Genomic DNA, 19,693 nt, shown 5'->3' with positions numbered 1-19,693 from the left:
ATCTATCGTGGAATGGGAAATCGTTATCGGGCTGGAAATTCACGTGCAGTTATCCACCCAATCCAAACTTTTTTCTGGCGCTAGTACCCGTTTCGGTGCGGCACCGAATAGCCAGGCCTGCGCCGTTGACTTGGCCATGCCCGGTACCCTGCCTGTCCCTAATGAGGAAGCCTTTCGTTACGCGGTTATGTTTGGCCTAGCGATGAATGCGGATATTAGTAAACGCTCTGTTTTTGAGCGTAAAAACTATTTTTACCCAGATCTCCCCAAAGGCTACCAGACAACCCAGTTGGAGCAACCTATCGTTGGGGCTGGCGAAGTTGAAATTCATCTAGAGGATGGCAGTAGTAAAAAAGTACGCTTGCACCACGCCCACCTAGAAGAAGATGCGGGCAAATCCTTGCATGAAGACTTCCACGGCATGTCTGGAATCGATTTAAACCGCGCGGGCACACCTCTGATAGAAATTGTCTCAGAGCCCGATATGCGCAGCGCTGCCGAAGCGGTTGCCTACCTGAAAAAAATCCACAGTATCGTCACCTATCTGGGCATCTCCGATGGAGATATGTCTCAAGGCTCTCTCCGCTGTGATGCCAACGTCTCTGTGCGATTAAAGGGAGAGGAAAAGCTGGGCACTCGCACCGAGCTTAAAAACATCAACTCCTTCCGCTTTGTTGAGCGAGCTATCAAAGTTGAAGCCGAGCGTCAGATCGATATTCTCGAAGATGGTGGCAGCATAGTGCAGGAAACCCGACTGTACGACGCGGATAAAAATGAAACCCGCTCCATGCGCAGTAAAGAAGTTGCCAATGACTATCGCTATTTCCCCTGCCCAGACCTACTACCCGTAGTACTCACCGATAACTATGTCGAGCAACTGCATGAACTACTTCCTGAGCTGCCCGATGCCAAAGCCGAGCGCTTCCAGTCAGAGTACGGCTTATCTGCCTACGACGCTGACCAACTCACTCAGGAGCGCGCCAGCGCCGACTACTTTGAAACAGTATGCAAATCCTGCGGGGAACCAAAACTCACCGCTAACTGGATTACCGGTGAGTTAGCCGCACTGCTGAACCGTCAGGAAATCTCTATACAGGATTCCCCGGTTAGCGCCCAGCAACTCGCGGGCTTAATCATGCGTATCAAAGACAACACCATCTCTAGCAAGATTGCCAAACAGGTTTTTGAAGCTATTGCACAGGGAGAGGGTAGTGCGGATGAAGTTATCGAAAAGCGTGGTCTCAAGCAGGTATCTGATACCGGTGCCATTGAAGAGATGGTAGAGACAGTTATTGCTGCCAGCAGCGCACAAGTAGATAACTACTGCAAAGCCGACGAATCCAAGCGGCCCAAGATGATGGGCTATTTTGTCGGCCAAATCATGAAAGCCTCGAAGGGTCAGGCGAATCCACAGATGATCAACAAGATCCTCAAGGATAAGCTCGACGCTCTCCTTTAAACCTTTTTAACCTGCGGCCAGGTTCAATCTACCTGGCTTCTTTCACTTAACTAAGGAAAAGATTTTGAGCCTAAAAAAAGACAAACAAAAAGTCCTCGGTGAAGTATTTGACGAGGAGCGAATTGCCGGTTTTCTGGTGGGGGAAGCACCAAAAAATACCAACCGGGATTTCCATTTACTTGAACGCGCCTACCGCAGTATGAAAGCGGAGAGTTTTGCCACTTTTGTACAACTATTTCTCGCCGAAGGTCATGACCTCAACAGTATGGATCCGGATGGAAAAACCTTATTAACCCGCATTAGTGAACACCGCCAGAGCAACGAGTACATAGAAATACTAAAAGCCGCCGGTGCTAAACACTGATTGGCCGCCGCGCACCTGCGAGAGGTAACTTTATGACTTCAAATCCAGTCCATGGTATTGACGCGCTAATGCGCGGCGCCCGCCTATTAACCAAGCGTGAACTACGCCCCTTTATCCTGGTCCCCCTGCTGATCAACCTAGTGTTATTTATCGTGATCAGCGGCATCATGATTACCCAGCTCGGTGGTCTCAGTGAGTTTATCAGCAGTCTGCTGTCACACACCCCAGTGGACACTACCAATATGTCCTGGTGGGAAGCCGTGATGGCCAAAGGTGCCGCCTGGACCGCCAGCGTTTTTCGTTGGCTCGCCTGGATCATTGCAATTCTGGTGTTGTTTTTATTTTTCCTCGCCTATGGCTATTTGTTTGGGATAATCACCAATATTATTGCGGCTCCTTTTAATGGCCTTCTGGCCGAGAAAGTTGAAGAACTTCTCACCGGTAAAGCACCTCCTGCTGAACCAATGATACAGATGGTATGGCGTACACTGGGACGGGAACTGCGCAAGTTAGGTTATTTTATTTTCTGGGGAGTGATCATTTTTCTGATATCCACAGTAACCAGCTGGACCATAATTATCCCTGCCGTATTAGCTGCAGTTTGGGGTGCCTGGTGTATGGCAATACAATACGTTGACTACCCTCTCGATAACCACCAGCGTCCTTTTGACGAACTAAAGAGCGTACTACGCAGGCGCAAACTAACCAGCCTCGCCTTTGGTGGAAGCGTAATGCTGGCCAAGATGGTGCCCATTTTGAATATCTTCGTAATGCCTGCGGCAGTGGCAGGGGGTACCGCACTCTGGGTAGAGCGACTGCGCAGGGAGGGAGATCCTGGCACAAACTCTCACCAATACCCAGCCTAGATAGAAACAAGGTAATTGTCTGTCTCTTGATCTCTAGATGAATGCTTCTTTGACTCCAGTGAGTGGCAGAATGAGTCTGCTTCTCACTAAAAATGCATCACACTGGCTAGGCAGTTACTCACCCACCTAATTATTAGTACAAGCGTTAATGAATATCCTAATGATTACCAATGAATTCCCACCCTCCATCGGTGGGGTTCAGACTCATGTGCTCGAACTCTCTAGAGCGCTTGCCAAGCTTAATCACTCAGTACACGTACTGACCAGAAAGCCTTATGAGAACACTCCCGAAACTGACTGCTTTGACGATGTAACTGTTGAGCGCCTGAAGTTGCCAGACAGTCACCTACTCTACGACTGGCTATTACGCAGAAAAATTCACCAACAAGTACGTGAACGTAAAGTTGACATTGTGCATGTGCACGGCATGCGTCCTTTAAATGCCTGCAAGGGGCTAGATGTTCCCGTTATTTTCACCAATCACACCTCCTCATTTGTCAAAAGAGCACAAAAAGGGAAGAAAGCGCTCAAGAAGATGCGCAAACAATTGGATATTACTTCTAGCATACTTGCTGTCAGTGAAACCCTTATTGCCAACACTAGAGAAACGGGTTACCAAAAACCGATAAGCTTTACCTGTAATGGTGTAGATACTTCTGTATTTCATCCGGGAGAATCCTCCCTCAGAGAACAATTATCGATTCCAGAAAGTGCTTATGTTATTGCTATCGGCTGCCGACTCGAACGGGTAAAAGGTGTGCGTTTTTTGGCTGCGGCAGTTGCAGCGATTGATGACCCCCAACTATATCTGGTTGTTGCTGGCGAGGGTAAAGAGTCAGCAGAAATTAAAGAGTTACTAAAAGATAAAATAAGCTCAGGACACGCACACTTTCTCGGTAATGTCAGCAACAAGGAGATGTCAAACATTTACCGCGCCGCAAACGCCTCTTCGCTGCCTTCTTTTATGGAGGGAATGAGTATCGCCGGCCTGGAGGCAATGGCCTCGGGACTCCCCCTGATAGCCTCAAATGTTGGCGGCACGCCTTATATTGTCAACGATGGCATTACAGGCATTTTGACAAGGCCTGGCTCTGTGGAAGATCTACAAGGAGCCATTAAGCAACTAATGAATGACCGAAATTTGAATAATCGCATGGGGAATGCCGCGCTTGCCGTGGTACAAGAGAAATTCAGCTGGGAGAAAGTTGCCAACCAAGTACTCACTCACTATAAACAGTTGACTCGCAAATAGAAAACCAGCTGGTATAAGAAAGCACTTTTAGTAGAAATCAGCTGCGAAGAGACCACAACCGGGGCACATCAACTGGCTTATCCTTAATTACGGGGGACAAGCATCTCATAATTCCTTCAAGCTCACGTAATAACAATGGGTTTTCGAGGTACTCTCCCATCAGGCTTTGCAGAGACTCTCTTAACAGAGCATCGCGCAACTGTTGGGGATGCCTCACACCGGCAGATAGAATCTGCGGTAACCAAGAGGATAAATCCTGCAGGGTTAAATAGTCATTTCCCTCTTCGGGATATCCAGAAAAATCATCACTAAATGCCAAACCCGAAGAATGTTTGAGGAAATGACTATTAAGCGATTTATTACAGCACTCAAATCGTCTAAAGAAGCGCTCTGCCTCAACTTTTGCAGGGAAAGGCTCTGAAACTTCCAACCTCATCATCGGCTTGATTTTTTTAATCTCCGACTTAGAAACGCCAAGCTCTATTAGCTTATTAGTTAACAGAAATTCCTTTCGACCGACTCCCTCATTCACACGAACAGATGGGATGCAAAAATTCACTCCAAGCAATGAGCAAAAATCACTAACCACATCGCCTTCACGCAAGAACTCAGCAGAGAAATCCCGCACATTCAGGGCAGTTCCCCCAAAAACTGCAGCCCATATTTTTAACTTTGAAAAATAGTCAAAATACACCATTAAGTCAGTATTGAGATGTGGGAAAGCACCTTCGCAATGCCCAAATAACAAGCTGGAGGGGCTGACATCAGGTGCTGCCGCCCGTGCAGCCTGCCTTTTAAATGAGAATGCCTGTAAATCCTGCCGTCGCAAATAAACAACGACTTGGCAGCGGTCAAAAAATCTTCGACACTCCTTGTAGAGACTGTCAATATCTTCAAACGTATGCAGAAAACAAAGGTGCTCCGCAGACACAACGACATTATCACCGCGACTTGATGCCAGTAAGTCACTAAGCCGCCGGTTCAGACGATAGGACATTCGACCATTTTTTTTCTGGAAATCGACAGTACGAGAGGAACTCCCCTTTTTCCCCAAGGAAAGAAACTCTATACCTTTTGAACTTAATAGTTTGGTGGATTGTTTTAGAGCAAGCTGCAGTGCACTAGAGCCAGTTTTATGAAAACCGATATGAAGGAAGAGAGTTCGCATTCGAATACTTTTTGATTTTACATAGGTAAAAAAACATCCGAATGCAAGGCTGCGTCAAACATCTGAACAAATGAGGCAGCCCACGGAGTGAAAATCCCAACAACAGGAAAAATCTATACCAGTGTAGTTCAAGGATAGAAAAGGGAGGTCAGAAGAGGGAAAAAGGCAAAAACTGATGCACTCATTACTTATTGAGTAGATAAGGTATGTTTCCAATTACTAGAAACGCCAATAGGCCTTTAGCGGCCTATTAGCTTAAATGGAGTCAATGGCGAGAACGCCCCCGGCCACCACCGCGACGGTTACCGTGCCCTCCACGATGGTCCCTATCACCACCACTGCGACGCACTTCGACTCTCGGGGGCTCCTGTAGTAGCTCTTCGGGTGGGACTTCACATTTGAGCTTCTGTCCCAGTAACTGCTCGATCGGCTCCAGACGCATAGCATCATCTTCACAGGCAAAGCTGATCGATGTTCCAGTCTTGCCAGCACGACCGGTGCGGCCGATGCGATGAACGTAATCCTCAGGCTCTTCAGGAAGCGTGAAGTTCACCACATGACTAATGCCATCGATATGGATACCGCGCCCGGCGACATCCGTGGCTACCAACACCTTGGTTTTACCCGACTTGAAGTCGTCGAGAGTGCGTACACGCTTGTTCTGTGCCACTTCGCCGGAGAGTAGACCGGCGGAAATGCCGTGGGCGAGCAGGTGTTCATGCAAGCGGCGACACTGGTCGCGGCGGTTGGCAAAGACAATCAGGCTGTCCACCTCATCTCGCTGCAAAATATTGTAGAGGAGTGCGTACTTCTCCTCACTAGCGGCCAGATAGACATGCTGCTCGACGGAATCGGTAGCAACCCGTTCAGGTTCAATTTCTACCACTACCGGCTCTTCGGTCCATTGCTCCACTAAGTCATCGACTTCGGGGGTGAAGGTGGCAGAGAAAAACATGGTTTGGCGATGAGTCTTGCGAGGTGTCTGGCGTACAATCCTACGAACCTGGGGAATAAAGCCCATATCCAGCATGCGGTCGGCCTCGTCGATCACCAGCACTTCCACTTGATCCAGGAAGCAATCGCGGTTGCCGACAAAATCCAACAGGCGCCCCGGTGTCGCCACTAGAATATCCACTAATCGCTCATTCAGATTGCGCTGTTGCTTATCGTAATCCATCCCCCCCACCAGGGTATGGATTTCCAAGTCGGTGTATTTGCACAACGCCTTGGCATCATCGGCGATCTGCATTACCAACTCGCGAGTGGGAGCGATGATCAGGGCGCGGGCTTCACCGGCGTAGCGCTCACCATCAAAGGGATGACGCAACAGATCATCAATGACCGTAATTAGGAAAGCTGCGGTCTTGCCAGTGCCTGTCTGGGCCTTGCCCACCAGGTCGTGGCCATTCAGGGTGTGAGGTAGAGAATGGCCCTGGATTGGCGAGCAGTACTGGAAACCCAGGTCGTGAATACCGCGCATTAGCTCCGGCGGCAGGCCCAAGTCATGGAAGCGGACCTTGCCCTCTTGCTCTGGAACCTTGAAATCACCCAAGGACCAGGGCGTTGCCGAGGCCTCCGCCTTAGGAGAGCGAGAACGCTGACGTCCCCTCTGGGAACTTTTGCCGCCGCTCCGGCGCGAACCTCCCTCGCTCTGGCCAGACTTCCCCTCGGCTTTTTGGCCCCCACGAGGCTTTTTAGAGGGATTCTGGCCACTTTTACGCTGCTGGGAGTGCTCGTCTCCCTGGCGGGGAGTCTTCTCCTCAGAGGAGGAGGAACGGCGGAACAACTTTCCTATCAAGTGAAATACTCGCTCAAATGTTCAAATAATCGGCGAGTATACCACCACTCTAGGTGGATTCTCGCCCACTACAGTGGCGGCACAGCCAATAATCAATACTAAAGAAGCGCCCCGCCCCACTACATAACAGTGCCAACAACATAATGAAGTAGGTCGCAGAAAACTCTATGCCGTTCTTCAGAACAGTAAAACTACCCTTCTCGGATAACCACTCATAGTTGCCGTGCTCTTTTAGGAGTTCTATAGCCTTCTCTTTGCGAGTGATGGCTTCATCAATCAGGTCCTCGCGCCACTCCCAAGGAGCAACCAGAGTTTTATCAGGCAGGGCTGACCACCCATTCTCCCAGTGTGCGGTAAACGCCGCCACCGCCATCACAAACATTAAGGGGATCGCCACCAACCTAGTGGCAAACCCCAGTAGGATGGCAATACCACCAAAAAACTCCGTCAATGCCGCTGCCCAAGCCATAAACAGTGGTGCCGGCAGGCCAAGACCCCAGTCGGGGTTACCAAACCAAGCGGCCACACTATTGATATCCCCCATTTTATTGAGGCCCGCCAAAATAAAAATCGGCGCCAAATAAATCCGTAGTGCCAGAGGCCCGAGCCAGTCGATTTTCTGCACCCAATGCACAAAGCAGCCATACCAACGACCCAGGGTATTCATAACAGAACCATCCTTTTCACTCTCTTTTCAGTATATGTGTTCACTTTAGTCGAGCGGCCCAGGCATCTCTTACACTGCCTCCAACTAAGCTTGTTCTTCCGAATCGCGGAATGGAGTAAATGCATAGTGAATACCTACGTACTGGTTCATGGCCTATTTCTCGGGGGATGGTGCTGGGGCCCCGTAGCCAGGCTGCTGACTGCCAACGGACACCGGGTATTCACCCCCACCCAGACAGGCCTGGGAGAGAGACATCATTTACTTTCACCCACAATAGGTATGGATACCTTTATCCAAGACCTGGTGAACGTAATCGAATTTGAGGAATTAAACCGGGTGATTTTAGTGGGGCACAGCTTTGGGGGCATGGCGGCCGCCGGCACCGCTGACGCACTTCCCGAGCGCATTCGCCATCTCGTTTACCTGGATGGTGCCATTCCCAATCCCGATCACGCTTTTGCCGAACAACTACCGCAAGATATCCTCACACAACGCCTGGCAGAGGCAAAAGAAATTCACGGCACCCGCTGTTTTTTACCGATAGATCCGGCGCAAATGGGGATTAAGAAGCAGGATGTTCAAAATTGGCTGCGCCGGCGTATGACCCCTCACCCCGTGAAAACTTATTTGGATCCCATCCAAATGAGACTCCCACCCGAGCAAGGACCGAGCTGTACTTTTATTCGCTGCACCAAGCCCTACTACCCCCCAGCCAATGTAAGCGGTGAGCGCGCGCAAAAGATTCTCGGCTGGCACTACCGAGAAGTTGCCGTCAGCCACGGTTGTATCTTTCTCACACCGCACAAAGTCGCCAGATTATTGCAGGAAATTCCTCTGTAGCCGCTGGGAGAAAACATGATTTAGCCGTAGAATATTCCGCCTTTATGGCGACGGGAAATTCTTGCTGTCAGCTCCCATCCAGCTCCCCCGCTCTGCTTTAAAGATCATTTGGCACAACCGACTGCCTCAATAACATTTTCTGCCCAGCCCCGGCTGAACTTGGCTGATATACCAAAATCATCGACAGGCTCTGCCTTAATAAACTTGGTTTTTCCCTTGCTCAAGATTTACCGACGCGCCATCTCCACCGAACTCTCCCACCTCACCACTCTGGGGGGGCCCTTAGTAGTCAGTAACTTGGCAGTGGTGAGCATGGGCGTTGTGGATACCATTGTCGCCGGTAACGCTGGGGAGGTAGACCTGGCCGGCTTGGCGCTGGGCTCAAGTATTTGGGCTGTATGCGCAGTTACCCTGATCGGCCTGCTCGCTGCAGTATCCCCGGTTGTTGCCCACTTGCGCGGAAGTCGCGATGAGGAAGGTTGTGCTGCCCAGTTACACCAAGCTCTCTGGATTGGCTTGATCGGCGGCATATTAGTGCTACTCGCCCTGCTCGCCGTGCCTGTGTGGAGCCAGTGGATCAAAACCGAGGAGCCTGTTCGACAGGTTTTACAGGGTTATATCCTGGCACTCACGGTAGGCACCCTACCCTTTGCCCTCGGAACCGCACTGCGCGGCTATTGTGAGGGTATGGGACAGGTGCGCCCAGTCATGCGTATTTATCTGGCCGCCGCCCTGCTCAATATCCCCCTGGACATTCTCTTTGTATTTGGCGCCGGCCCTATACCAGCTATGGGCGGTGCCGGCTGTGGCTGGGCAACCGCAGCGGTAAGCACCCTGATTGCTATCGCCCTGTTTTGGCATGCCGCCACAGATCCGGTATACCACCAACTCAAGCTAAAACTGATACCGCCCAGGCCCAACTGGCCCATTTTGAAACATCTTTTGGCTGTAGGGCTGCCAGTATGTGTCGGCGCTGCCAGTGAGGTCACATTTTTTGCCAGCTTGACGATTCTGCTCGCTCCCTATGGCGCAGCCATAGTGGCAGCGCATCAAATCGGCATGAGTATCGGCTCGATTTTTTACCTGGTAGCCCTGGCTCTAGCCCAGGCCCTGAGCATCCGTACGGCTCACTTACTCGGCCAGAAGCGCCCCAAGCGGGCACTGTTTGCCGGCATGGTGGGGATTGGTAGTGGCGTCGTGTATGCCCTCGGAACAGGTGTACTACTGATCACCTTTCGCCACCTGTTTGTGCAGGCTTATACCAACAATGCGGAAATTATCGCAGTGGCAACCAACCTACTACTGCTCTGTGCCGCCTACCAATTGGTAGACGCCGCTCAAGCCATGGCCTGGGGAGCACTGCGAGGTTATAAAGACACCCGCGTTCCCATGTATATACAGCTGTTCTCTTACTGGCTGGTAGGGCTCTCCAGCGCCTATTGGCTGGGCGAAAACTTCTGGGGCGTTTATGGCTATTGGACTGGTGTCTGTATCGGCCTGGGCACCGCCTCGATCCTATTGGCGCTTCGACTGCGCCGAACCAGCCGCAAAGCCATTGCCAAAACCTGGGGAATACAGGTTGGTTCACATTCCCAGGGAACGCTTTGACTATACTGGCGCTCCAAGTCTCCAAGCGTGCCAGGCAACAATAATAACCGGCACCGCCCGCACAAGCAGTTAATCGGAGTTACCCAATGATCCCGCGCCTTTTCCCCAGCAGGCCCCGGCGCCTGTTGAGCCTTGCCCTGATTTTGGCCTCAGCCCAGGCCTGGGCAGTGAGTGCCACCATCGGCGAGCAAGAAAAACCCAACGTGAAGGCACAGGAAAAAGAGCAGGAAGGCGTCATCTCAAAGGCGGAAAACTTGCAATTGGACCAGCCGGTGATTACCGAGCTGGGCCCACCCACTGGCGCCGCGGAACCAATTATTGATACGCAGGCCAATGGGGAAGCCCCCCCTCAGAAATCACTGCCCCAGGCGGAAAATCTGCAGTTAGACCAGCCCATCAATGAACTGGAAGCACCGCCTTCAAATAAAGAGCCGCAAACCAGGCCTACAGTAGATACATCCACTCAGCCAGAATCATCCCCTACCGGCAATATTTCTATAGAAGTGGTAAAGGCCAAACCCCTGCGCTTGCTCGGTGCCGAGGTAACCCCGGCAACCTCCACCCGCCTGGCCTGGTCTCCCAGTCAACACTTTGAGGGTGTCTACAGCCCCACCGCCGTCCTGGTTGTCAACGGTGCCAAACCGGGACCGGTACTTTGCCTGACCGCAGCGGTCCATGGAGATGAATTAAACGGCGTAGAAACGGTGCGCAGGGTCATGTACGACCTCGATGCTGAACAGTTAAGTGGCGCGGTAATCGGCGTGCCTATCGTTAATCTGCAGGGCTTCCACCGCAGCTCACGCTACCTCACCGACCGCCGCGACCTGAACAGGCACTTCCCCGGAGACCCTAATGGCTCCTCTGCCTCACGGATTGCCAACTCCTTTTTCCACGAAGTCATCAGCCACTGCAATGCAGTGGTAGACCTGCACACAGGCTCTTTTTACCGCACCAACCTGCCGCAGTTACGCGGCGACCTCACCAACCCCAGAATCGTGAAAATGACCAAGGGTTTTGGCTCCACTGTGGTACTCCACAGCGCCGGGGCCAAAGGTACCCTGCGTCGCGCCGCGGTGGATGCGGGTATCCCCACCGTAACCCTGGAAGCCGGCGCGCCGATGGTGCTGGACGAGCGCTCCGTTAGCCACAGTGTGAAAGGGGTTCGCACCCTGCTTAACCAACTGGGTATGGTGAGCAAGTTCCGCCTATGGGGTGATCCCGAGCCCGTATACTACAACTCCACCTGGCAGCGGGCCTCCACTGGCGGCATTATTTTTAGTGAGGTTCAGTTGGGAGAGTTTGTGCGCAAGGGAGATCTACTGGGCACAGTGACCAATCCCATCACCAATGTGCGCACAGAAATTCGCTCGCAGCACAACGGCCGTATTCTCGGCATGGCGCTGGATCAGGTGGTGCAACCTGGCTTCGCCGCCTACCACATCGGTATCCAGGCTCCGCAGGAACAAATCAGCCCGCCCGAAGAGGTCATCCCAGAAGAGACGGCTGCACAAAAACCCCAATCTCCAGATGCCCAAAAAACAAGAGTATCCGACAATAGCGCCGCGGACCTCCAAGGGGACGAGGACTAGCCCGCTACTGCGGGCCACTCACTTTATCGATAACCCTTGGGCTGGGCTGCTCCAGGGGCTCCGGTTGTAAAGTGATATGCTCGATATCAAAGCGCTTGGTCAGGGTCCTCCTCAAGCGCTCCAACACCGCGGGCCAAGCACTTAAATCATCCACCACAATGTGTGCCGACAGAGAGATGGTGCTGGAATCCAGACGCCAGATATGCAGATCGTGTACTGAGCGCACACCTACCTCCGCGGCCAGGGCTTCCCCCACAACTGGCAGGCTCAATTCCCGAGGAACACGCTCCATTAGCACATCCACCGCATCACGCAGCAGACGCACACAAGAAATCAAAATCAGAAAACAGATCAACAGCGATAACAGCGGATCAATCGGCACCCAGCCAGTAAAGTAAATCACCGCACCCGAAGCCAGGGCGGCTACTGAGCCGAGCATATCCCCCATCACATGAAGCAATGCGCCGCGAATATTGAGCGTGCGCTCGCCACGCAGTAGCACCCAAGCCGCCAGAATATTGATCAACAGGCCCGCCGCAGCTATCAACATCACCGTACTGCCGTGCACCGGTTGGGGGTTGCGCAGGCGGTTGATCGCCATAAAGGAGATTCCCACAACAATCAGCAACATAATCAGGCCATTCGTCACTGCTGCCAATACTTCCGCACGCCCCCAGCCAAACGACAATTCACGGTCTGCGGGCTTTTTTGCCAGCACCGCAGCAATAGCACCCAGTGCCAGGGCAAAAGTATCCGTGAGCATGTGGGCGGCATCCCCGAGTAGCGCCAGGGAGCCCGACAGCCATCCACCGATGGCCTCAACAATTGAAAAACTAAGCGTCAGAATCAGAGCAATAATTAGCGGGCGGAGGGCGCCATTTCCATTGCGATGGTGAACGTGATCGTGCATGAGCTCCCTCCCTTTTAAATCCTAGTAATACCCGCCCGGCTAGTTTTTTCGCCCCAGGGTTATGCGCTCCCAGCCGGAATAGTCTTTGCGACTCTCCACCGCTCTGTAACCGGCAGCAATAAAAATTTCCCGTACGGATTCTGCCTGCTGCCAACCGTGCTCTACCATCAGCCAGCCGCCGTCTTGCAGAAAACTTCCCGCGCAATTGGCGATTTCTTCAATATCCGCCAGCCCATGGCGCTCAGCCACTAGCGCAGAGTGTGGCTCGAAACGCACATCGCCCTGGGCCAGATGAGGATCCGCTGCATCGATATAGGGGGGATTACTGACGATCAGGCCAAATTGCTGGGGCGGCAACTGGGCAAACCAATCACTTTCCAGGATCTGCACATTGGTGAAACCGAGGCGCCTGCGGTTATCCTCCGCTAACGCCAGGGCAGCGGGAGACTTCTCCGCCGCAATAATCTTCCATCCCGGTTTTTCCGAGGCCAATGCCAGGGCAATTGCCCCGCTACCAGTACCCAGGTCGAGTGCGCGCAATTTCTCTTGAGGGCAGAGTTCCAGCGCGGCTTCCACCAGCAGTTCGGTATCCGGGCGGGGAATTAATGTAGAGGTATCGACCCTCAAGATGAGAGACCAAAACTCCCGCTCACCGGTCAGGTGAGCCACAGGTTCACCATCTTTACGACGCGTCAGCAGTCCATCGAACTCACTCTGCTCACTCGTGCTCAGCTCGTACTCCGGCCAGGTATACAGCCAGCTGCGCTCACGACCGAGAATATGTGCCAACAGGACCTCTACGTCGAGTCGCGCTGACTCACTGTCGATAAGTTCAATACTACGGGCGAGATTATCCTTCACACTGCTCATAGGAAAACGCTACCCAATATCGCCATACAACACGGCAACTACTGTCCCATCGCCGCCAGCTGATCCGCCTGGTGTTCGGTACGCAGCGGCTCAATCACCTCTTCCAGGGCACCCTGCATCACTTCATCGAGCTTGTACAAGGTCAGACCGATACGGTGATCGGTTACACGCCCCTGGGGGTAGTTGTAGGTGCGAATGCGCTCGGAACGATCGCCGCTACCCACCAGGCTACGACGGGCATCAGAGATCTCCTGTGCAGCAGCCGCCTCCTGCTCGCTGGAAAGCTTGGCCTGTAATAGTGCCATCGCCTTGGCCTTGTTTTTATGCTGGGAACGCTCGTCCTGACACTCCACCACGATGCCGGTGGGTAGGTGCGTCAGGCGCACAGCGGAGTCGGTTTTATTGACGTGCTGACCACCAGCTCCCGAAGCGCGGTAGGTATCCACACGCAGATCGGCCTTATTGATCTCGATCGCATCGCGCTCGTCTGGCTCCGGCATTACCGCCACGGTACAGGCGGAAGTGTGAATACGCCCCTGGGATTCAGTTTCCGGCACTCGTTGCACACGGTGTGCACCGGATTCAAACTTCAGCCTGGCGTAAACATCTTCACCGGCCACACGGGTGATAATCTCTTTGTAACCGCCGTGCTCGCCAGCATTCTCACTGACAATTTCAATACGCCAGCCCTGTTTTTCGGCATAACGCGAGTACATACGGAAAAGATCGCCGGAAAAGATCGCCGCTTCGTCACCGCCGGTGCCAGCGCGAATTTCCAGGAAGACATTCTTGCGGTCATTGGGGTCCCGGGGCAGCAGCAGGGTTTGCAGCTCGCGCTCCATGGGCTCCACCTGGACCTCTGCCTCACGCAGCTCCTCCTGGGCCATTTCACGCATCTCGGGGTCGCTCTCGCCAAGCATTTCCCGCGCCGCAGCCATATCCTCTTTCAGCTGTTTGTAACGGCCGTAACACTTGACCACTTCTTCCAGCTCGGAGTACTCCCGCGATAGCTCACGGAACTGATCCTGATCGGAAATTATGCTGGCGTCACCAAGCAGCGCGGAAACTTCTTCGTGGCGCTCCTGCAGATTCTCCAGCTTGTTCAATAGGGATTCTTTCATTTCTGTTTTTTCTCTAATTCGGTATCGGCGAGATCATCGAGCCCCACCACTTCGCGGGCGATACGCAGCCGCTCCAGATCGCCATCCGCAGTCGCTTTTTTCAGGCTGATCGTGGGAGCATGGATCAATTTGTTGGTCAGTGAACGGGCCAGCTGCTCCAGCAAACGCCTGGGGTCATCGCCCTTATCGAGCTGCAGCAGTACCCGCTCAAGTTCGGTGCCACTTATCTGCTGTGCGCGCTGGCGGTAGCTGCGAATCGTGTCCACCGCTCCGAGAGCACGCCCCTCTTTGGTAAATTCCGCCGCAGCGCTATCTACAATTTCCCCGGCGGCCTCAGCGGCGCGTTCGCGGGAGCGCATCCCCTCATCGATCACGCCGCGCAGATCGTCAACACTGTACAGGTAGACATCGTCCAGTTCGCCGACCTCGGTTTCAATATCCCGTGGCACCGCGATATCCACCATAAACATGGGGCTGTGACGGCGCTTGCGCAGCGCGGATTCCACCGCCCCCTTCCCTAAAATCGGCAGCTGACTGGCGGTGGAGCTGATCACGATATCGGCGCGGGACAAGTGCTCGGGAATATCTGCCAACAGTATCGCTTCAGCACCGAAATTTTCCGCCAAAGACTGCGCGCGACTCAGAGTCCGATTAGCCACGATCAGCTGCTTAATGCCCTGATCTAACAGGTGGCGCGCCACCAGTTCCACCGTCTCACCGGCACCGATCAGCAGCGCAGTCTGTTGCTTCAAGTCGGTAAAAATACGCGAAGCCAAGGATACTGCCGCATAGGCAACAGAGACGGGGTTTTCACCAATCGCCGTCTCTGTGCGCACCTTTTTCGCCACGGTAAATACCCGTTGGAAAACCCGGTGCAACTCGCTGCCGACACTGCCAGACTCCCGCGCCACCGCATAGGCGGACTTGATCTGGCCAAGAATTTGCGGCTCCCCAAGGACCAGTGAATCGAGCCCACAGGCGACGCGCATCATATGGCGCACCGCCGCCTCACCACTGTGGATATAGCTGCAACCTCGCAGCTGCTCCAGCGGTACCTGATGGTACTCGGCCAGCCACTGCAGCAGCGGCTCCGCCTCCACATTGCCGTAGATTTCGGTGCGATTACAGGTGGAAAGAATGGCGAGTTCCCGGCAGTCGAGCGCCTTGCGCGCATCCCCCAGGGCACCGGACATCACCTCGGGTGCAAAAGCGACCCGTTCGCGCACCTCGATTGGCGCACTGTCGTGGTTGATCCCCAGGGTAACAATTGGCATAGAATTCCGTCGGCTAAATCTAGAGGCGCGTCATCCGCATTCGGGGCGCATTTTCACGGGCCACCGCTTTGCTTGCAAGCTGATGAGGCGGTTTAATTATGCGCTGATTTGAATAACCGGCCCAGGGCCCGCGCTCCAGAAGCGGATTCACGGCTAGAATTATATGGCGATAAACGTTTAAAACACGCCACTCTGACACTGCATCCCAGTAGCAGCCATGTATGGATACGATCTATGCTTCCACCCCGTCGTCCGCTCCCCCTCCTCAAAAACCAAACTCTATCACTCGGTGCGCTCTGCCTATCCTTCGTCTACCTACTGAGTGCCTGCGCCCAAATACCGCCTGAAACGGCAACCAATGAGGAAACCGAGCCTTCAGCTCGGGAGCAGCACCGCGATGAAGGGGCGGCCGCCGCCGGGAAGGATGCAGCGCGCAGCTTCCCCATAGATACGTTTTACACACTGTTGGTAGCCGAAGTCGCCGGTATACGCGAACAGTACGATGTGGCCCTGGCCAACTACTACCACCAGGCTGAAGTTACTAAAGATGCAGGCGTGGCAGCGCGTGCAACCCGCATCGCACGCTTTCTCAATGCGCGTCAGGCCGCACTGCGTTCGGCACAGTTGTGGGCTGAGCTGGAGCCGGACAATGCGGATGCCCAACTGGCACTGACCGCAGAGCTCACCTTGTCTAGAGAGTTTTTAGAGGCCATGAAACACGCTGAGAGAGCGCTCGCTCTCGGCGGCAAAGCACCGATGCAATCCCTCGCAGCCACCGCCATCGGCCACCAACAACTCGATGAACAACTTCGTGCAGAATTTGCCCGGCTGGCTGGGGTTTACCCCAATAACGATGAAGTCGTTATGGCCTATGCCATGGTATTGCGTGATGCGAAGCAGTACAGGCGCGCCCTCGCACTGGTACGCCACATTCAGGAACAACACCCCGAACAAATCGATGCACCGCTCCTACAAAGCCATCTTTTGGTGGACTTGGATAGGCGCAACGAAGCCATTCAATTATTGGAAAATTTAGTCAAAATTTATCCAGAGGAAACCCGCCTGCGCCTACAATACGCGCGCCTGCTTATTCGCGAAGACCTCAATCTTGCTCGCCAACAATTCGCCGAATTAGTCAAACAGCGTCCAGAGGACGGCAACCTGATTTTATCCCTAGCGTTGATTCACTATGAAACCAACCAGCTCGGTGAAGCCAAACCCCTACTCAACCGCCTACTGGAACTAAAACAACACGAATCGGCGGCACACTTTTACTTGGGCGGACTCGCGCAGAAGCGGGGTGACAACGACACTGCCGCCGCTCACTTCCAACAAGTACAACCCGGCAACGATTACGTGGAGGCCATCACCAAGGGCACCAAGCTACTCGCAGCCAGCGGTAAACACCGTGAAAACAGCCTGTGGTTTGCCAAGTTACGAGAGCGACACCCCGGACAGGTAGAACATTTTTTCCTGATGGAGGTCGAACTGCTGCGCAGGAATGGTGAGCCACAGATGGCCCTACAAGTGGCAGACCAGGCCATTTCTAAACTGAATAACAGCGGCCGCCTGATGTATAGCCGCGCCCTGCTCAACGACCAGCTGGGCAATGCCGCAGCGTTTGAGAAGGACCTGCGTACACTACTGGAACGCGACCCGGATAACGCCACGGTATTAAATGCACTGGGCTACAAACTGATCGACGATGAGACCCGCCGCCAGGAGGCCCTGCAACTTATCAGCCGGGCTCTGGAGCTGGAACCGGAGGATCCAGCCATTATCGACAGTATGGGCTGGGTGCAGTACCGTCTGGGGAATTATCGCGACGCGGAAAAATATTTGCGCAAAGCCCTGGAAAAACTGCCGGATCACGAAATCTCTGCCCACCTGGGCGAGGTGCTCTGGGTTCAGGGGGATCGCGAAGCGGCCCTCAAAGTCTGGAACGATGGGCTGGCCGCCAATCCAGAGAGCAAAATTATTCCGGCTGCGATGAAACGACTGCAAATCAAAGAAACACTGGAACAACATGTATCCGACAACTGACGCCGCTACCCGTAAGTTTTATTTTCTCCTGGCAACAGCACTGACTCTGCTGATCTCCGCGTGTGCTGGCCAAAAGACCAAAGAGCCCGTTGCTCAGGAGCCCCCCGGCGAAACTGCGGCCCCCACTTCGGTAGCCCAGCTCAAACAGTGGACTATCAAAGGAAAACTCGGCGTGCGCTCTCCGGCAGATAACGGCAGTGCCAATTTGACCTGGCAACAGAGTGGCCCGCAAAATTTTCGTATTCACCTAAGCGGCCCCTTGGGTGCTGGTACCACGATAATTTCCGGTTCCGCTGGCGGTGTCAGTCTGGTGCGCGGCAATGAAGCGCCGGTAGTCGCCCGCGATGCCGCCCAACTCACTCAGCAAACTCTGGGCTGGCCACTGCCCGCAAGGGAAATGTTCTACTGGGTACGCGGTCTTCCCGCGCCCGGTCCAAGAGGCGCTGAAAAACACAACGGCCAGGGCGAGCTACAGAGCCTGCAACAATCCGGCTGGTCGTTGCGGTTCAGCGATTATCGCCAAAACGGCCCTTACCTACTTCCCACACGTATTAAAGCCCAGACCAACGGTGCCGCCGGGCCGGTACAAGTCACTCTGGTAATTAAGGACTGGGCTTTTTAAATGCCGAAGCCCCGGCATGCGGGTATGATGCGCCCAACAGAATTAACCGGCCCAACATTCCCGCATGCTGACCTTACCCGCCCCCGCAAAACTCAACCTGATTCTGCGTATACTCGGCCGTCGCCCCGACGGTTACCACGAACTACAAACCCTCTTTCAAATACTCGATTACGGCGACAGTCTTGAGTTCTCCCTGCGGGACGACGGCATTATCCGTGTGGATGCAGGCGCTTTGGATGTTCCCGAGCAGGACAACCTGGTCTATCGCGCAGCTCTGCTGCTGCGTCAAAATATGCAGTGGCAGAATAAATCACTTCCCGGTGTTCATATCCGCCTGATTAAAAAGTTGCCACATGGCGGTGGCATCGGCGGTGGCAGTAGCGACGCGGCCACCACTCTGCTCGGCCTCAACTATCTGTGGCAGTGCCATCTATCCATCGATACCCTCGCCGAGCTCGGCCGGCAACTCGGCGCAGATATTCCAGTATTTGTGCGAGGGCACACCGCCTGGGCCGAAGGTGTTGGAGAAAAACTCACACCACTTTGCACAGAAAAACGCCACTATTTAGTCCTTGCTCCCGGTTGCCAGGTGAGTACGGCAAAAATTTTTTCCGATTCCCGTTTGACAAGAGATTCCGACGCAATTACATTAGCGGCCCTTCGCGAGGGGCAGCTCAATGAAACGCCACTCAGCAGTAAAAAACTGGAAGTTTTTTCCGGTAACGACTGCCAGGAACTTGTTGAGAGTCTCTACCCAGAAGTTCGCGATGCCCGAGAGTGGCTGCAGCAATTTGCGCCAGCACAACTCACCGGCACCGGAGGTTGCGTTTTTGCCGCCTTCGAAACTGAGCAAGCAGCCCGATCGGCACTTGCCAGGCTACCGCGAAAATGGCAGGGTTTTGTTGCGGCCGGTGTACAGATTTCACCGACACATCAGCAACTCGCGAAATTAACCTCAAGCAATTGAGGAAACATACTGGGGCGTAGCCAAGCGGTAAGGCAGCGGGTTTTGATCCCGTCATGCGAAGGTTCGAATCCTTCCGCCCCAGCCATTTTCCTTTTATACAGTGGCAGCAGCAAAAACCGGTTCCGACATGTTTCAGTCGACACTGACCCAACCGGCCGAGGCCACTCGTAGCGGGCTACAAAAAGCCTACCCCCGAATTCTAAAGAATAATGTCGAAGGCAGTTTTGCATGCAACTCCCTGCCGTCGACCCGGAGGCTTTCCGAATATCAAAGCA

The 19,693-nt window shown here is 53.7% G+C and carries 17 protein-coding genes and 1 tRNA gene; 11 read left to right on the top strand and 7 right to left on the bottom strand.

All coding sequences use genetic code 11. The features are described 5' to 3' along the window. The first annotated feature begins 7 nt into the window (after nucleotides 1-7). The 4 genes from gatB to ACJJI0_RS20630 all read left to right on the top strand — a co-directional run bounded on the left by gatB (nucleotide 8) and on the right by ACJJI0_RS20630 (nucleotide 3,941). Nucleotides 8-1,459: an Asp-tRNA(Asn)/Glu-tRNA(Gln) amidotransferase subunit GatB gene (gene gatB / locus ACJJI0_RS20645; RefSeq protein ID WP_444884019.1), complete on the top strand. Its 1,452-nt coding sequence runs from the start codon at nucleotides 8-10 to the stop codon at nucleotides 1,457-1,459. A gap of 64 nt (nucleotides 1,460-1,523) precedes the next feature. Then, the gene (locus ACJJI0_RS20640; RefSeq protein WP_444884018.1) at nucleotides 1,524-1,823 is read left to right on the top strand and encodes a PA4642 family protein; all 300 of its coding nucleotides are present in this window, start codon (nucleotides 1,524-1,526) and stop codon (nucleotides 1,821-1,823) included. Between the two features lie 32 nt (nucleotides 1,824-1,855). Beyond that, nucleotides 1,856-2,689 (top strand): sulfate transporter CysZ, encoded by an 834-nt coding sequence (gene cysZ / locus ACJJI0_RS20635; protein WP_252083017.1) that lies wholly within the window; start codon nucleotides 1,856-1,858, stop codon nucleotides 2,687-2,689. 160 nt (nucleotides 2,690-2,849) lie between these two features. After that, nucleotides 2,850-3,941, top strand: a complete 1,092-nt coding sequence (locus ACJJI0_RS20630) for a glycosyltransferase family 4 protein (RefSeq protein WP_252083018.1) — start codon at nucleotides 2,850-2,852, stop codon at nucleotides 3,939-3,941. A 37-nt stretch (nucleotides 3,942-3,978) separates the two neighbouring features. Here ACJJI0_RS20630 and ACJJI0_RS20625 read toward each other — a convergent pair whose 3' ends face one another. The 3 genes from ACJJI0_RS20625 to ACJJI0_RS20615 form a co-directional block, all read right to left on the bottom strand. Continuing rightward, nucleotides 3,979-5,109 carry a hypothetical protein gene (locus tag ACJJI0_RS20625; RefSeq protein WP_252083019.1) on the bottom strand — a complete coding sequence of 377 codons (1,131 nt, stop codon included), beginning with the start codon at nucleotides 5,107-5,109 and terminating at the stop codon, nucleotides 3,979-3,981. A 265-nt stretch (nucleotides 5,110-5,374) separates the two neighbouring features. Then, nucleotides 5,375-6,907: an ATP-dependent RNA helicase RhlB gene (gene rhlB, locus ACJJI0_RS20620; RefSeq protein ID WP_252083020.1), complete on the bottom strand. Its 1,533-nt coding sequence runs from the start codon at nucleotides 6,905-6,907 to the stop codon at nucleotides 5,375-5,377. 49 nt (nucleotides 6,908-6,956) lie between these two features. Then, the gene (locus ACJJI0_RS20615; protein WP_252083021.1) at nucleotides 6,957-7,574 is read right to left on the bottom strand and encodes an HvfX family Cu-binding RiPP maturation protein; all 618 of its coding nucleotides are present in this window, start codon (nucleotides 7,572-7,574) and stop codon (nucleotides 6,957-6,959) included. A 126-nt stretch (nucleotides 7,575-7,700) separates the two neighbouring features. Here ACJJI0_RS20615 and ACJJI0_RS20610 point away from each other — a divergent pair, with 126 nt between their 5' ends. From ACJJI0_RS20610 to ACJJI0_RS20600, 3 genes are all read left to right on the top strand, one after another. Then, nucleotides 7,701-8,414, top strand: a complete 714-nt coding sequence (locus tag ACJJI0_RS20610; protein WP_444884017.1) for an alpha/beta hydrolase — start codon at nucleotides 7,701-7,703, stop codon at nucleotides 8,412-8,414. A gap of 216 nt (nucleotides 8,415-8,630) precedes the next feature. Next, the gene (locus tag ACJJI0_RS20605; protein ID WP_444884016.1) at nucleotides 8,631-10,022 is read left to right on the top strand and encodes an MATE family efflux transporter; all 1,392 of its coding nucleotides are present in this window, start codon (nucleotides 8,631-8,633) and stop codon (nucleotides 10,020-10,022) included. An 86-nt stretch (nucleotides 10,023-10,108) separates the two neighbouring features. Continuing rightward, nucleotides 10,109-11,611, top strand: a complete 1,503-nt coding sequence (locus ACJJI0_RS20600) for a succinylglutamate desuccinylase/aspartoacylase family protein (protein ID WP_444884015.1) — start codon at nucleotides 10,109-10,111, stop codon at nucleotides 11,609-11,611. Nucleotides 11,612-11,615: 4 nt separating this feature from the next. Here ACJJI0_RS20600 and ACJJI0_RS20595 read toward each other — a convergent pair whose 3' ends face one another. Genes ACJJI0_RS20595 through hemA form a run of 4 tightly spaced genes read right to left on the bottom strand, consistent with a single transcriptional unit; the run spans nucleotide 11,616 to nucleotide 15,786 of the window. Then, on the bottom strand, nucleotides 11,616-12,521 hold the full coding sequence (locus tag ACJJI0_RS20595) for a cation diffusion facilitator family transporter (RefSeq protein ID WP_252083025.1): 906 nt from the start codon (nucleotides 12,519-12,521) through the stop codon (nucleotides 11,616-11,618). A 39-nt stretch (nucleotides 12,522-12,560) separates the two neighbouring features. After that, entirely contained in the window at nucleotides 12,561-13,391 is an 831-nt protein-coding gene (gene prmC / locus ACJJI0_RS20590; RefSeq protein ID WP_444884014.1) for a peptide chain release factor N(5)-glutamine methyltransferase, read from the bottom strand. Between the two features lie 38 nt (nucleotides 13,392-13,429). Beyond that, nucleotides 13,430-14,512, bottom strand: a complete 1,083-nt coding sequence (prfA, locus tag ACJJI0_RS20585; RefSeq protein WP_252083027.1) for a peptide chain release factor 1 — start codon at nucleotides 14,510-14,512, stop codon at nucleotides 13,430-13,432. Next, entirely contained in the window at nucleotides 14,509-15,786 is a 1,278-nt protein-coding gene (gene hemA / locus ACJJI0_RS20580; protein ID WP_444884013.1) for a glutamyl-tRNA reductase, read from the bottom strand. The genes prfA and hemA overlap by 4 nt, the downstream gene beginning before the upstream one ends. A 234-nt stretch (nucleotides 15,787-16,020) precedes the next feature. Between hemA and ACJJI0_RS20575 the strand changes: the two genes are divergently transcribed. The 4 genes from ACJJI0_RS20575 (at nucleotide 16,021) to ACJJI0_RS20560 (ending at nucleotide 19,503) form a co-directional block, all read left to right on the top strand. Beyond that, the gene (locus tag ACJJI0_RS20575) at nucleotides 16,021-17,829 is read left to right on the top strand and encodes a tetratricopeptide repeat protein (RefSeq protein ID WP_444884012.1); all 1,809 of its coding nucleotides are present in this window, start codon (nucleotides 16,021-16,023) and stop codon (nucleotides 17,827-17,829) included. Next, nucleotides 17,813-18,451: a lipoprotein insertase outer membrane protein LolB gene (gene lolB, locus ACJJI0_RS20570; RefSeq protein ID WP_444884011.1), complete on the top strand. Its 639-nt coding sequence runs from the start codon at nucleotides 17,813-17,815 to the stop codon at nucleotides 18,449-18,451. The genes ACJJI0_RS20575 and lolB overlap by 17 nt, the downstream gene beginning before the upstream one ends. Nucleotides 18,452-18,515: 64 nt before the next feature. Then, on the top strand, nucleotides 18,516-19,418 hold the full coding sequence (ispE, locus tag ACJJI0_RS20565) for a 4-(cytidine 5'-diphospho)-2-C-methyl-D-erythritol kinase (RefSeq protein WP_444884010.1): 903 nt from the start codon (nucleotides 18,516-18,518) through the stop codon (nucleotides 19,416-19,418). 10 nt (nucleotides 19,419-19,428) lie between these two features. Beyond that, nucleotides 19,429-19,503 (top strand) — tRNA-Gln (locus tag ACJJI0_RS20560). Nucleotides 19,504-19,693: the final 190 nt, after the last annotated feature.

The sequence above is a fragment of the Microbulbifer mixtoriginis (SeqCode) genome (assembly GCF_052466695.1).
Note: the sequence above shows the minus strand (reverse complement) of the source record. Positions and strands in the feature narration are given on the sequence as shown.

Coding starts and splice junctions, on each gene's coding strand:
- prmC (WP_444884014.1), bottom strand. CDS start 13,391: ATGAGCAGTGTGAAGGATAATCTCGCCCGTAGTATTGAACTTATCGAC.
- ACJJI0_RS20630 (WP_252083018.1), top strand. CDS start 2,850: ATGATTACCAATGAATTCCCACCCTCCATCGGTGGGGTTCAGACTCAT.
- ACJJI0_RS20600 (WP_444884015.1), top strand. CDS start 10,109: ATGATCCCGCGCCTTTTCCCCAGCAGGCCCCGGCGCCTGTTGAGCCTT.
- lolB (WP_444884011.1), top strand. CDS start 17,813: ATGTATCCGACAACTGACGCCGCTACCCGTAAGTTTTATTTTCTCCTG.
- ACJJI0_RS20595 (WP_252083025.1), bottom strand. CDS start 12,521: ATGCACGATCACGTTCACCATCGCAATGGAAATGGCGCCCTCCGCCCG.
- cysZ (WP_252083017.1), top strand. CDS start 1,856: ATGACTTCAAATCCAGTCCATGGTATTGACGCGCTAATGCGCGGCGCC.
- ACJJI0_RS20575 (WP_444884012.1), top strand. CDS start 16,021: ATGCTTCCACCCCGTCGTCCGCTCCCCCTCCTCAAAAACCAAACTCTA.
- prfA (WP_252083027.1), bottom strand. CDS start 14,512: ATGAAAGAATCCCTATTGAACAAGCTGGAGAATCTGCAGGAGCGCCAC.
- ACJJI0_RS20615 (WP_252083021.1), bottom strand. CDS start 7,574: ATGAATACCCTGGGTCGTTGGTATGGCTGCTTTGTGCATTGGGTGCAG.
- ACJJI0_RS20625 (WP_252083019.1), bottom strand. CDS start 5,109: ATGCGAACTCTCTTCCTTCATATCGGTTTTCATAAAACTGGCTCTAGT.
- hemA (WP_444884013.1), bottom strand. CDS start 15,786: ATGCCAATTGTTACCCTGGGGATCAACCACGACAGTGCGCCAATCGAG.
- ispE (WP_444884010.1), top strand. CDS start 18,516: ATGCTGACCTTACCCGCCCCCGCAAAACTCAACCTGATTCTGCGTATA.